The organism is Methylophilales bacterium MBRSF5 (genome assembly GCA_001044335.1).
Classification (GTDB): domain Bacteria; phylum Pseudomonadota; class Gammaproteobacteria; order Burkholderiales; family Methylophilaceae; genus BACL14.
Genome location: CP011001.1, coordinates 563,423 through 577,520 on the forward strand (window position 1 = coordinate 563,423; position 14,098 = coordinate 577,520).

11 protein-coding genes and 1 tRNA gene are annotated in these 14,098 nt (G+C 36.3%); 6 read left to right on the forward strand and 6 right to left on the reverse strand.

Annotated elements, in window-relative coordinates; all coding sequences use genetic code 11:
• Positions 1 to 5: 5 nt before the first annotated feature.
• From UZ34_03100 to UZ34_03110, 3 genes are read right to left on the reverse strand one after another with little or no spacing between them, the layout of a single operon-like run.
• Positions 6 to 389 carry an ectoine synthase gene (locus UZ34_03100; protein AKO64422.1) on the reverse strand — a complete coding sequence of 128 codons (384 nt, stop codon included), beginning with the start codon at positions 387 to 389 and terminating at the stop codon, positions 6 to 8.
• Positions 386 to 1,699, reverse strand: a complete 1,314-nt coding sequence (locus UZ34_03105) for a diaminobutyrate--2-oxoglutarate aminotransferase (GenBank protein AKO64423.1) — start codon at positions 1,697 to 1,699, stop codon at positions 386 to 388. Before UZ34_03105 ends, UZ34_03100 begins: the two co-directional genes overlap by 4 nt.
• The gene (locus UZ34_03110; protein ID AKO64424.1) at positions 1,696 to 2,217 is read right to left on the reverse strand and encodes a hypothetical protein; all 522 of its coding nucleotides are present in this window, start codon (positions 2,215 to 2,217) and stop codon (positions 1,696 to 1,698) included. The genes UZ34_03105 and UZ34_03110 overlap by 4 nt, the downstream gene beginning before the upstream one ends.
• A 178-nt stretch (positions 2,218 to 2,395) precedes the next feature.
• Between UZ34_03110 and UZ34_03115 the strand changes: the two genes are divergently transcribed.
• Complete coding sequence (locus UZ34_03115; protein AKO64425.1) at positions 2,396 to 2,611, forward strand: hypothetical protein; 216 nt, start codon at positions 2,396 to 2,398, stop codon at positions 2,609 to 2,611.
• Positions 2,612 to 2,838: 227 nt separating this feature from the next.
• On the opposite strand, the gene UZ34_03120 is transcribed toward UZ34_03115, so the two are convergent.
• Positions 2,839 to 2,914 (reverse strand) — tRNA-Ala (locus UZ34_03120).
• A 6-nt stretch (positions 2,915 to 2,920) separates the two neighbouring features.
• Positions 2,921 to 3,364: a 7-cyano-7-deazaguanine reductase gene (locus tag UZ34_03125; GenBank protein AKO64426.1), complete on the reverse strand. Its 444-nt coding sequence runs from the start codon at positions 3,362 to 3,364 to the stop codon at positions 2,921 to 2,923.
• Between the two features lie 78 nt (positions 3,365 to 3,442).
• Here UZ34_03125 and UZ34_03130 point away from each other — a divergent pair, with 78 nt between their 5' ends.
• From UZ34_03130 to UZ34_03150, 5 genes are all read left to right on the forward strand, one after another.
• Positions 3,443 to 6,952: a hypothetical protein gene (locus UZ34_03130; GenBank protein AKO64427.1), complete on the forward strand. Its 3,510-nt coding sequence runs from the start codon at positions 3,443 to 3,445 to the stop codon at positions 6,950 to 6,952.
• Positions 6,949 to 8,007 carry a hypothetical protein gene (locus UZ34_03135; protein AKO64428.1) on the forward strand — a complete coding sequence of 353 codons (1,059 nt, stop codon included), beginning with the start codon at positions 6,949 to 6,951 and terminating at the stop codon, positions 8,005 to 8,007. The genes UZ34_03130 and UZ34_03135 overlap by 4 nt, the downstream gene beginning before the upstream one ends.
• A 7-nt stretch (positions 8,008 to 8,014) precedes the next feature.
• Positions 8,015 to 10,024, forward strand: a complete 2,010-nt coding sequence (ligA, locus tag UZ34_03140; protein AKO65146.1) for an NAD-dependent DNA ligase LigA — start codon at positions 8,015 to 8,017, stop codon at positions 10,022 to 10,024.
• The gene (locus UZ34_03145; GenBank protein ID AKO64429.1) at positions 10,017 to 10,877 is read left to right on the forward strand and encodes a hypothetical protein; all 861 of its coding nucleotides are present in this window, start codon (positions 10,017 to 10,019) and stop codon (positions 10,875 to 10,877) included. The genes ligA and UZ34_03145 overlap by 8 nt, the downstream gene beginning before the upstream one ends.
• Positions 10,878 to 10,969: 92 nt before the next feature.
• Positions 10,970 to 11,953, forward strand: a complete 984-nt coding sequence (locus tag UZ34_03150; GenBank protein AKO65147.1) for a histone deacetylase — start codon at positions 10,970 to 10,972, stop codon at positions 11,951 to 11,953.
• A gap of 10 nt (positions 11,954 to 11,963) precedes the next feature.
• On the opposite strand, the gene UZ34_03155 is transcribed toward UZ34_03150, so the two are convergent.
• A complete protein-coding gene (locus UZ34_03155; protein ID AKO64430.1) occupies positions 11,964 to 14,093 on the reverse strand; it encodes a molybdopterin oxidoreductase in 2,130 nt (709 codons plus the stop codon).
• Positions 14,094 to 14,098: the final 5 nt, after the last annotated feature.

The window sequence follows — 14,098 nt, forward strand, 5'->3', positions numbered from 1 at the left end:
TAGATTTATTCTAGTTCATACGCACCTAGTTTGTTGTGAACTTCGGTACCCGTGATTGGTGGATTAAAGACACAGGCCAGCTGCATTTCATCATGCGAAGTAAGAATATGTTCATCATGTTGATCAAGGGCATAAATTACACCTGGTTCAATTTTATGTTCCTGATTGGTTTTCAGATCCTTAATTGTTCCTGTACCTGAAATGCAATAAACCGATTCCAGATGATTCATGTAATGCATCTTCATTGAACTATTGGCGTAGATAGTGGTGATATGAAAAGAGAACCCCATGCCGTCGTCTTTTAACAGCATGCGAACACTATTCCAGTTTCCATTGGGATCCTCAATCTTTCTGTCGATCAGACAATCATTCAAATGTCTTACAATCATTCTTCTTCAACCTCGTAATTTTCATCAAAGTAATCAACCTCTTCATCAAAGTTTTTAACCTTGGCGCATACTGTCTCAATGGCATCCTCGAGAATATCCATACCTCTTTTTAAATTTTGATCAGAAATTGTTAATGGGCATAAGAATTTAATGACATGGTCATCTGCACCGCTAGTCTCGATCATTAAACCATTTTTAAACGCTAGTTTAGTAATTTTGCTTGCCAGATCTCCACTCACACAATTAATCCCTTGGAACATTCCTCGACCTCGTGATGAAAAATTTCCTTCACCGTATTGATCAATTATTTTATTAATCCGGTCATACATGTATTTACCTTTTCGCTTAACTTCTTTGGAAAATAAATCATCAGACCAGTAATGTTTTATGGCTGCCTCAGCAGTAACAAAGGCAAGGTTATTACCTCTAAAGGTACCATTATGTTCCCCAGGTTTCCAGATATCATGTTCAGGCTTAAATAACACCATTGCAAATGGTAAACCGTAACCGCTCAGAGACTTTGACATAGTGATGATGTCAGGTTGTATTCCAACCTCATCAAAGCTAAAAAATGTACCGGTCCGTCCACAACCAGCCTGTATGTCATCCACAATCAATAAAATGTCATGTTTTTTACATATTTTTTCAATATTCTGTAACCATGAAAAACTTGCTGCCGTAATACCCCCTTCACCTTGAACCGTTTCTACAATAATGGCTGCTGGATGATCAACACCACTACTGCTATCAGATAATACCTTATCTAAATATGCTGTTGTATCGATGTCATCACCCATGTAACCATCATAGGGAAGGGTATCAACACCAGTTAGCAACATACCAGCACCGCCTCGATGATGTTGATTTCCTGTTGAGGCTAATGCTCCAAGGGTTACGCCATGATAGCCATTGGTGAAGCTAATTATTGTTTCTCTTTTTTTAATTTTGCGAGCAAGTTTCATGGCAGTTTCAACCGCATTTGCTCCTGTTGGGCCAGTAAACTGAACTATATAATCCATATTTCTCGGCTTAAGAATTTTCTCATTAAAGGTATTTAAAAAATTACCCTTTGCCTTGGTGTGTAAGTCTAAGCCATGCGTTATTCCATCTGATTCAATATACTTCAATAACTCCTTTTTAAATACGGGATTGTTGTGTCCATAATTTAATGTACCGGCACCCGCCAAGAAGTCGAGGTATTGATTTCCTTCGGTGTCATATAAATATTCACCTTGAGCTTTATTAAAAACTCGTGGAAATGATCTGGCATAACACTGAACTTCTGATTCTATTTCTTCAAAAATTTTCATGGATTCTCCTTTAATATTTTGAATGGTCCAATTCGAAATAGGTTTTCCGAATCATGTTGGTTTAAAAAATGTTTGGATTTATCGAGAAATGGTTCTTCAACAATATTAGTATTCAACTCTTTAGTAATTTTATTAAACAGCGATATAGAGGCTGTATTATCTTTTGTTATAGTGGTTTCAATAAATTGCACATCAGGGTGTTCGTATAAAATAAAATGTATTAATTTTGAGGCCAAACCACCACCTCGTGCTTCTTTTGAGATGGCTACCTGCCAAATAAATAGAGTTTTGCAATCCCTTGGATCGTTAAAACCAGATACATACCCAATAACTTTATCAGCCTGATTGACGGCAATAGCGCATGTTTCAGCAAAGTAATGAGATTGAATAAAATAATGATAAGTTGAGTTTAGATCTAAGGGTGGGGAGTTTTTCACAAGCTCTGCTATTTGAAAACCATAGTCATAACTTGGGTTTTTAATTTGAATATTTGGATCAGAATATACTTCGATTGACATATTTTAGAGTTCACAGTATACACAACTTATAAAATCTTGCATTTTCAATCAAAATACAATGATTTTAAAATCTGGGGTTCAAAGTAATTAATCTATATGTTAGGGTATCAATTAAGTGCTTAAGTTGCTCTCGCAGCTTAAGCTTTTTTTTATACAAAAATAACTAAAAGGATTTTTTATGTTAAAAAAAATATTAGGACTTATGCTGCTTTCTATCGCAACTTTTTCTTTTGCTGCTGACGACACTGACACAAAAGGCGACGACAAAGAGAAAGCTGAAAGAGGTTTTGTTGTAGCTGGTGACGATAAAGAAGGCGACGACAAAGAGAAAGCTGAAAGAGGTTTCTTTTTAGCAGCTGCAGATGATAAAGAAGATGAAAAAGAAAAAAAATAATCTTCTTACTTATTTAAAAGGGGCGTTTAGCCCCTTTTTTTTCAACTAATGAGGGGGTAAATTTCTCTACATCTTGGGTAAAAAAAAGAGCTGGAGTAAAAGCTTATTTTTACCCCAACTTCATTGTTGTTTTTGATTGTATTGGATCGTGTAAGACTAATATTATTGTAAAATCAATTACTTAATTGTATAAATTAAACCCCATTGGACTGGATTAAATAGGTTGATGGTGGAGGTAAGCGGGATCGAACCGCTGACCCCTTGCATGCCATGCAAGTGCTCTCCCAGCTGAGCTATACCCCCAGTTATTTAAACAACGCTATTTTGACTTGGAAATTGATCTAAATCAACTTTAGGTTGTGGTTTCCATCCTTTTTTTCTATGCTCAACAACGACGTTAGTGAAGATCCCTCCGCGGACATAAAACTTAGCTGTTAATTTCATATATCGAGGTTTTGTTGCTTTAACTAAATCGCTCAAAATTTGATTGGTGACAGCCTCGTGGAAGCAACCTTCATCCCTAAAGGACCACATATATAATTTTAGACTTTTCAGTTCCACACAGTGCTTATCAGGGATATAATCTAGATATAGAGTTGCAAAGTCTGGCTGCCCAGTTTTTGGACACAGGCAAGTAAATTCAGGTATTTCCATATGGATATGAAAATCACCTTTTGGATTTGGATTACTGAAAGTTTCTAACTCTTTAGTTGGTTGTGCGGTTGGCTTACTTCCTAATTTTGTAAGTTTCATCGTGGTATTAAACCTTTAAAAAAATTTTTGCAATTATACAATTATTTTTGCGATTTTATAGATCATAGAGAGAAGTATTTGAAGTTAAGACAAATAAAGTTGGCCGGTTTTAAAACCTTCGTAGACCCCACCACCATCTCTTTACCAGGTCAATTAGTTGGCATAGTCGGACCAAATGGATGCGGTAAATCAAACATCATGGAATCTGTCAAATGGGTCCTGGGCTCATCCTCAGCAAAAGAGTTAAGAGGAGAGTCGATGGAGTCTGTCATATTTAATGGAACAGACACGAGACCTGCAATATCAAGAGCCAGCGTGGAACTCCTTTTCGACAACACTGAGAACAAAGCTGCAAATGAATGGACAAAATATTCCGAAATTGCAGTCCGCAGAACAATCGAAAAAGACAAGGGATCAACCTATTCAATTAATGGTATCAATGTTCGTAGAAAAGATATAGCAGACCTTTTTTATGGAACCGGCTTGGGAACAAGAGGTTATGCCATTATTGGACAAAATACTGTTTCACAGCTTGTTGAAGCAAAACCAGAGGAGCTGAAAAATTTTCTGGAAGAAGCTGCGGGCATTAGTAAATACAAAGAAAGAAGGAAGGAGACGGAATACAGACTCCGTGATACAAGAGATAACCTTCAGCGCGTGCAAGATCTTGAAAAAGAAATTAATTCTGCTATTTCAAAGCTTGAAGCGCAAGCAGAGGCAGCAAAAAAATATAATCTTTTTAAGGGACAGCTAAAACAGTTAGAAGCCCAACTAGCTTACTTAAAGAAAGAAACAGCAGCGAAAACCTGGAAGGAATCTCAAGAGAAGTTAAAGCAGACTGAAGTTAAGCTAGAGCAAAAGAAAACTGAGTTGACCAAAGCAGAACTTGCTGTAGAAAATTCACGGGAAGATCTCAAATCAGAAAATGAGGCCTTAAATCCAATCCAAGCAAACTTTTACGAAATAAGCTCAAAGGTAAGCTCCGTAGAAAGTAAGATTGAGTCCAATCGAAATGAAGAAGAGCGAGCTAAGGTGCAGGTGGAGCAAAGCAATAATCGCATCAAGGAAATCACAGAAGAGCTTGCAAGATTAAATAATCTATCAGATCAACTCAAAAATGATCTGACCGAACATGAAAAACTAATAAGTGAATATCAGAATACATACAAAGAAAAAGAAGATTATTACAAAAAAACAGAATCTGAATTTTTAGAAATAAATAATGAATTTAAATCAGTTGAAGAAAATCTTCAGGAGAGCAAAGAACAATTAAGATTAGACCAAAATACCATATCCTTTATGGATGGTAAAATTCAAGACTTTGAGAAAAGGTTTGATCAGTTACAAACAGAATTAAAGAACCAAGAAAATTTACTGAACGAAGCAAACAGCTCGGGCGATGAAAATATAGCTGAACTCAGTAGTGTTATAGAAGGTTTAAATAAGGAAATAAACTCAAAAAAAGATTCAATGGATAACCATTCAGAAGTTTTGGATGCGCTATACGATGAGCGTCAGGATATTCAAACTGAGTTAAGTCAAGTTGAGGCCGAAATTAAGTCTTTAAATTCTTTAATCGATTCCCAAGTTAACCAAGAACAAATCGATCGCTGGCTTGAAGTTAATCACATTAACTCAGACTACAGCTTGCTTAATAAAGTTAAAATTGATGAGAAGTTTGCAAAAGCTCTAGATTCCGTGATGGGAGTTAAGTCAAATGCTTATTTCTCATCTAAATTTAATACTCATGAATCATCTTTTGGCGTCACTGTGATGACATCATCAAGCGAGTCAATCCATAATAATTCCAAATTTGAAGATTTAAAGCCCTTAAATCAATTGATAGAGATTGAGCCTGAATACAGGCCGGTTATTAGTGAACTCACACAAAATATTTTTATAATTGAAGATTTGAGTCAACTGGATACCTATCGTGAAAAGCTAAGTCCCGGCCAGTCTCTGGTAGATGCCAACGGCAATATATACGGTAGGCTTTACCAGTATCTTCGCGGGACCAATGATATTACTGTTGATGCATTTGCTACAAAGGCAAAAATTGAAGAGCTGAGCGAGGCTTTAAAAATGCTTCAAGAGACTAATCAATCGGTCGTTTCAAAAATATCTCTAGAAAAAGAGAAGATGGATGAAAATAAAGATAGCCTAAGCAACTTAATTGACCAACGTGATGTTACAGAAAAAGAATTAAAGGCTTTAGAGATAAAATTTTCAAGACAAAGGTTTCAAAAAGCATCTGCTACAGAAAGGATTCAGTCAATATCGGATGAGCTAGAGGTCATAGATAAAGAAAAAAATCTTATTGCATCAGATAGGCAAACTAAATATGAGAGTAGCCAGAAACTTTCAAATGTAATTAATGATTTAACTCAAACCATAGAAAACGTTTCCGTTGAGAAAAATTCAAAAGAGCAGTCGTTCATTGAAGCAAAGAGAGTATTTGAGGAGGCTGAAAAAGAAAAACGAGAAATAGAATACAAGATCAATTTAGCCCAAGCTAAGATAAACGATATAAACGAGCGGAATCAAATTCTATCTAACGAACAAGGTACACTCAGCAGAACTTCTGGTGAATTTAATTTGGATATGTTTGCGCAAAAACACAATGAGTTGAATCAAGACTTAGAAAAATTCATCAATGAAAAACAAAGTGCAGAGGAGCAGTTAAAGGATAAACGTGATCAGCTGGCTATTAAGGAAACAGCCTTGAGGGAAAAGGAGCAAGCCAGACTAACAATTATTCAAGAAATCAATCCAATCTCTGAAGCTTTTCAAGCAGAGACATTAAAGGAACAACAAACTAAAATTGATTATGATTACTCTGCAAAAGAATTCTTGAAGTTCAACACCAATGATGATGAAGTGGCGAGTGAAATTGATGGTGAGAGTGCAACATCCATTGGGGAAAAAATTGAAAAATTAAACCAAAAAATCGAAAGAATTGGCCCTATAAATATGGCTGCTGTATCAGAGCTTGAAAGTGAAAGGGAGAGGGCGGCATACATTGCCAGCCAAGTAGAAGATTTATCACAAGCTAGCGCAACACTCGAAGAGGCTATTGGTAAAATTGATCGTGAAACCCGTGATAAGCTGAAAGAAACTTATAACAGTGTTAACCAAAACTTAAATGATTACTTTAGAAAGCTGTTTGGTGGTGGTAAAGCAGTTCTTGAGCTCTTGGGTAATGAAATATTAGATACTGGATTACAAATTGTTGCTCAACCACCCGGCAAGAAAAATACAACCATCCATCTCTTATCAGGTGGTGAAAAAGCATTAACAGCTATTGCACTGGTTTTTGCTTTATTTAGATTAAATCCAGCACCATTCTGTTTATTAGATGAGGTTGATGCACCTCTTGATGATTCAAATACAGAAAGATTTTGTGAGTTAGTTAAAGAGATGTCATCAAATACACAATTTTTGTATGTCTCACACAACAAAATTACCATGGAGCTTGCTGAACAGCTCATAGGCGTAACGATGCAAGAGTCAGGAGTTTCTAAAATTGTTGAGGTTGACTTAAATAATGCTAAGGAGACCCCAAGAGAAGAGCCTCAGGTGAGTTCATGAGCGATGTTCAGATTGCTCTGTTAATCCTTGGATTAACCATTGTTTTATTCATGATTATTTTTAATTGGTTGCAGTTAAAAAAAACTCGTGAAAAGCAGAAAAAAGCAGACTCAATGCGGCGACAACATGATCCACTGTTCGATAAAAATTTTGACAACCCATCAGAGTTAGATAACTTTATAGTTCACGAGCCATCAAACCATAACGTATCAATGGATTTTTTAAAGAAACATCTTCCTGGTGAAATTAATCTCAATTTTGAATCTGTTGTTAGCCTTACCCTGTACAAAACAAGCGAGGCAAGAGTTTTGTTGGATCTCGATATAACTTCCTATCTTAGAGATCTAAAAATAAGCCTCTACCTAAGAAAAGATGATGATCTGTGGGCAACAGGTGAGGCGATTGATGAAAACTATGTATTTGATCAAATTCTTCTATCTCTTCCACTTATATCAAGAAGGTTGGACGTTGATGAGCTAGTAAAGCAGAAATTTTTAGACTTAATTGAAAAAATCAAACAACATTTAGAGGTCAATCAGATATGGTTATCAAATGAGGACATCATTGAAAGCACTGCCGAGCTTATGCCATTTAAAAGATTAATCAACAAAAACTTTCTTATCAAAATTCAACCCAAAACAGATAGTTCATTTCACTTTGGGGCATTCCAAGATTTTTTTAACAAAGCAAATATAAGGCTTTTTAAAAATTATCATTGGTATTTTGACCCAAAAGTAGATGGTCAAAAAATGTTCAAAATTATGAATTTAAACAGACAGCCACTTAAAATTGATAGTGATGCCTTTATACAAGGCATTATTGTGAGCCTTGATATCCCGTCTACAAATAATTGTATAGATGCTTTTGATGAAATGACAAATTTGATGAATGAGTTCTGCATTAAACTAAATGCAGTTATGGTTGATGGTCGAAATAAGGAAATTGATTCAGTATATGTAGCCTCAATCAAAAATCATATGAATCAAATTGTGAAAGAAATGGAAAAACATAATCTGATCCCGGGAAGTGAACAAGCCCAAAAATACTTTGCCTAAATTAGATATGACCAAAGATGTTATCAAAAAAATAAGTTATTTAAAATCTGTGATACAAGAACATGATCATAGCTACTACGTCCTTGATGACCCTCAAATATCTGATCATGAGTACGACAGTTTATTGAGAAAGCTTAAAAATATAGAAGACTCCAATCCTGAATTAATCACTCCTGACTCACCAACTCAGAGAGTAGGTGGATCTCCGATTAGTGAGTTTAATCAAATCCAGCACAATAAGCCGATGCTTTCGTTGGGTAATGCATTTGGCATTGATGAGTTAGAGGCCTTCAATAAGAGAATTAACGATACCCTCGATGCAAATGATGTTGAATTTAATGCTGAGTTAAAGTTTGATGGACTTGCCGTTACCATTCTCTATGAAAATGGAATAATGAAGTATGCAGCAACACGAGGTGATGGGAATGTTGGTGAAGACGTTACCCATAACATAAAAACCATCAAAACAATTCCCCTTAAGCTGCATGGTGAGAATCACCCACGCACCTTTGAGGTAAGAGGGGAGGTGTTGATGGATAAAAATGATTTTAAGGAACTGAATGAGTATCAAATAAGCTTAGGCCAAAAAACTTTTGCAAATCCTCGTAATGCAGCAGCTGGAAGCCTAAGACAACTTGATCCAAAAATAACTGCTAAAAGAAAATTAAAATTTTACGCATATAGCCTCGGTCAAGTTGATCAAGACCTAGAGTTAACTAATCATACGGATATTCTTGAATATATAAATAATGCCGGGATACCCATTTCTTCTTACTCACAAAGAGTGGTTGGAATTAATCAAATGCAACATTTTTATGAAGATATTTTAAAGAAAAGAAATGACCTTCCATTTGATATTGATGGCATTGTCTATAAAGTTAACTCAATTAAAAATCAAGAAAATTTAGGGTTCGTGTCCAAGGCTCCACGATGGGCAATAGCCTATAAATTTCCTGCTGAAGAAGCTGAAACAGTTGTAAACGATATAAATGTTCAGGTTGGTAGGACTGGAGTTATTACCCCTGTAGCAAGATTACAGCCTGTTTTTGTTTCAGGTGTTACTGTCACCAATGCCACCCTTCATAATGAAGATGAAATGCTTAGAAAAGACATCAGAATTGGAGATAGCGTTATAGTGAGGAGAGCAGGGGATGTTGTTCCAGAGGTAGTGAGGGTGATTAAGGAAAAACGTCCATCCAATACTAAAGTTTTCGAAATGCCGCAATATTGTCCTATTTGTAACTCTCAAGTAATAAGGATTGATGGTGAGGCAGCACAAAGATGTACAGGGCAACTCAAGTGTGAAGCTCAAGCCAAACAGGCTATTTCACACTACGTGTCAAGAAAAGCAATGAACATTGAAGGCTTGGGCGCAAAAATAATAGACCATTTTTTTGAAAAAGGACTGATCAAAAACATATCTGATATCTATCAACTCGATTATGAAGAAATACAAAAAATGGAAGGATTTGGAGAAAGGTCTACAGAAAATTTAAAGGAAGCCATTGAATCGAGCAAGAAAACAACACTGGCTAAGTTTATTTATGCTTTAGGAATCAGGAATGTCGGAGAGGCTACATCAAAAGACATAGTTAAGAAATTAGGTACCCTAGATAACATAACGAAAGCTTCCATCGATGATTTTCTAGAAATTAATGATGTAGGACCCGTTGTAGCTCAATCATTACAACAATTTTTCCAAGAAGATGAAAACAAGGCCATAATCAATAATATTGTTGAATTTGGAGTTAAATGGGAGGATCAAGCTCAAAATGTATCAAATGATCAAAAACTTAATCAACAAACATTTGTCGTAACAGGGACTTTAGAGAACTTTTCCAGGGACGAAATAAAAGAGTTAATTGAAAATAATGGTGGAAAAGTAAGTGGCAGCGTGTCAAAAAAAACCAGCTATGTAATTATTGGTGATAATCCAGGGTCAAAAGCAGATAAAGCTGCAGAGCTTGGAGTAAAGGTAATTAACGAAAAACAACTAATGGAGTTAGTGAATGAATAGACAATTTACTTTAATAATATTTATTAACTTATTGTTTATAAGTAATATTTATGCATACAATTTACAAAATAATTGTGAAAAAGCAATTCAAGGAAACAACTTAAAAGCTGCAGCAGATGAAGCAATCAAATTGACCAAAGATAACGCTTTTGATGGTGAATTTTGCTTAGGTAAAGTTCTAGTAAATGAAAATAAGCTTGATGACGGTATTGAGCAGTTTGAAAAATCTGAAAAATTGGCTCAACATCCAGCTGATCAAATGCTAGCTATCATGTTTAAAGGACTAGCATATAAAGAAAAAAATGATATAAATCAAGCATTTACTGTTTTTAATAATGGATATGAAACTGCAAAGCTTGGTAATTCTAAGTTCGTTCAATTTGAACGGAGGTTTCTTATCCAGATGGGAAAAATACAAGAAACGCAAGAAAAGCATGAAGATGCGTATGAATCCTTTGCAAAATCACTCAAAGCATCATCGAATGATGATGAACGTGCAGAATCATACGATAGATTAGCTCGCAGCGCTGCTCATCAAAAATACTATGACAGGGCACGTGAATATTCCTTAAAAGGTTCAGTGATGTACATGAAAACCGGTTATTTGGGCGAATATGCGGAATTAACCTTACTGAAAGCAGAGTATGAAGTGCTTGATGACGCCTATGATCTAGCTATGAATACACTAGAAGAGCTCGAAAAGCTTTGTATTGATGCTGGAGGTGATTATTACTTAGCCAAAACATATATTCAACTTCATAAGCTATCTAAAGAAGATAAGGACGTTTATTTAGCTAAGGCTACAGAGGTTGCTAATCGCATAGGGGCTAAAGACCTTTTAAATGATATATAGTCTATTTAACATAATATACATTATACGAAATAAAAGATATGTTTTTCATTAAAAAGGTAGTTGTTTATGTACTTAGCGTCGCATCTCTACTTTTGATCCATAATGCATTAATGGCTAAAACTCCAGTAGCAATCTTATATGATGAAATTTTTTTAGAACACAACACTGGCTCAGGTCATCCAGAAAGACCTGAGCGTTTGTTCGAAGTAATAGATACCTTAAAAAATAATCCTGACTTTAAATATGATCTTGTTTGGCCGAAAGTTCGCAAAGCTGATAATTCAGAAATAGCATTAGCGCATTCAGATAAATATATCCAACTTGTAGAAAGTGAGATTAGGGCACTTGATGATGACTCCCCTACCTTTCTTAGTACTGGCGATACGGTTATCTCTCCAAAAAGCCTTGATGTTGCACAAATGTCTGTTGGTGCATCATTAGTGGGTATTGATGAAATCATGAATGGCAATGTCAAAGCTGCATTTTCCTTTAATAGGCCGCCAGGGCACCATGCGACTGAGGACAGGGGTATGGGATTCTGCATCTATAACCATGCTGCAATAGCTGCCAAATACCTTCAAAATAAATACTCTTTATCGAGAGTGTTAATTATCGATTTTGATGTCCATCATGGTAATGGGACCCAAGATATATTCTATGATGATCCATCAGTGTTTTATTTCAGTATTCACCAACATCCCTTTTATCCGGGCACTGGCCGACCTTCAGAAACTGGAATGGCTGATGGTGAAGGTTTCACCCTGAATATTGACCTACCTAAAGGATCAGGTGATGAGGAATTTATTAAAGGATTTTCAGAAGAATTGATTCCAAAAATGAATGATTTTAAGCCTGAGTTTATATTAATATCGGCTGGTTTTGATGCACATGATAATGATCTATTAGGTAAACTATCTTACACACCTAAAGGGTATAGCCAGGTAGCTAAAATTATTAACTCAATCTACAAGAATAGCAATGCAAAAGGGATTATGTATATGCTGGAAGGCGGCTATGTTCCTGAAAACATTGACAATGCAAGCCAAGCGATAATAAAAAGACTATTAGAACTCTAATTAAGAGTAGTTATAGGCTTGCAACCTCTACCAAACAATCATGCGATGTTGGTGAGTTACCCATATCTCCAAAAGCATTTGAACTGACTGAGTTAACGACCCCATTATTCATTTGCCGCCAATATCCTAAGGTTGCTACAACAATCCCTTTATTTACATCTGTGGTGACTTTTGCAGCAGCCTCAAATGAGCCTCTATCATTAAATACTTTTACTTTTTGACCTTCGGTAACTCCCCGATTTTCTGCGTCAGTTGGATTAATCAGAACAAACTGCTCACCCTGCCCTTTAAGTTTATTTTCTATGTTGGCATAACTTGAATTAATAAACCCATGACTTTTCGGAGCTAATATATTCAATGGGTATTTTTTTGCTAATTCGGGGTTAGCCTCATGAGTTTCCCTAGATGCAACGTAGTCAGGTAATTCAGGTATATCTTCACCAGGTTGAAATCCTTCATACATTTGTCTAAAAGGACCTGCCACAAAGTTTTTGGCTCCGACTACCCTAAATTCACATTTACCCGATGGTGTTGGAAAGTTTCCTTCCTTATGCGGCGCCCTATCATCTTTAGTGCCCACATTTAACCTGGCATAACCATGTTTTTTTAAGTAATTGAGATCAATCCCATCACAGGCTGGAGCATTCCAGTCGATGTAATTTTCTAAACATTCCGTATCATTCCATTTAAAGTTATCTTCTTCAAAACCAAGCCGTTTAGCAAGCTGTCGGAATATTTCATTATTTGGTAAACATTCTCCAGGAGAGTCGATACATTTTTCATTATATGTAAGGTATAAGTGACCCCAAGATAAAATAATATCTTCTTGCTCAGCGCCCATAGATGCTGGAAGCAATATATCTGCAAATGCAGCAGTATCTGAGATAAAGTGTTCAGCTGATATTAAAAACAGATCTTCGCGCTTTAAGCCCTCTAATATTTTTTCAGACTCAGTCGCCTGAGTTACTGGGTTAGTATTCCAACACATCATTGATTTAATTGGTACTTTTAGCTTTTGTTCTCCAGTCAGGACTCTTCCAAGCTGAAGATTGTTAACTACCTGAGTGCCTTCAGGAATTAGGTCTGGTCGACAAATTACATCAAATTTGTAAGGATGTTCCCATACAGGAAATTGAAGAATACCCCCACCAACATGGCGCCATGCGCCAGTAAGGGCTGGTAAGGAAGTTACCGCTCTAATGGCTTGGCTTCCACCCCAACTCTTCTCCAAGGCTACTCCAATTCTAATAGCTGATGGCTGAGTTGTAGCATATTCTCTAGCCAGTTTTCTGATGTCATCTGCAGAGATGCCTGTTATTTCTGCGGCCCATTCCGGAGTTCTTTCTCTGGCTTTTTCAGCTAATTCTGGATAACCAACAGTATAATTATCAACATAATCTTGATCAACCAAACCTTCTTCTATAATGACATTCATCATTGCCATCGCTAAGGCACCATCCGTTCCTGGTTTTGGGCAAACATGCCAATCAGCCTCTTTTGCAGTTCTAGATGCATAAGCATCTATGACCACAACCTTTGCACCTTGCTTCTGAGCTTCTTTAATAATATGCCAGTGATGTAAATTAGTGCTAACCGAATTACATGCCCAAACGATAATAAATTTAGAATGGATAAAGCTTTCAGGATCTACACCAGCCGTAGGCCCTATGGTTAATAACCATGCTGTGCATGAACCTTCTCCACAAAAAGTTCGTTCAGTTACGGTTGCGCCAAGTCTAGCAAAAAAAGCATCTCCGCCATTTAATCCATGGACTAAACCTTGGTTTCCTAAATAGCTATTTGGCATGATTGCTTGTGGACCATGCTCGGCAATGATCTCTTGCCATTTGTTAACAATAGTATTAAAGGCTTCATCCCAGGTGATTCTTTCGAATTTCTTTTCACCCTTTGGCCCTACTCTTTTCATTGGATATAGAAGTCGATCCGGGTGGTAGTGTCTTTTTTCATAATCGTTTAATTTGACACACAAGCCCCCTCTAGTCATGGGATGGTCTGGATTTCCTTGAACTTTTATTAATTTTTTATCTTGAACATGAAATACCATTGAGCAGGTATCTGGACAATCATGTGGACACCCACCATGATGTTTTTGAATTGCAGACTTAATATCACCATCCATAATAT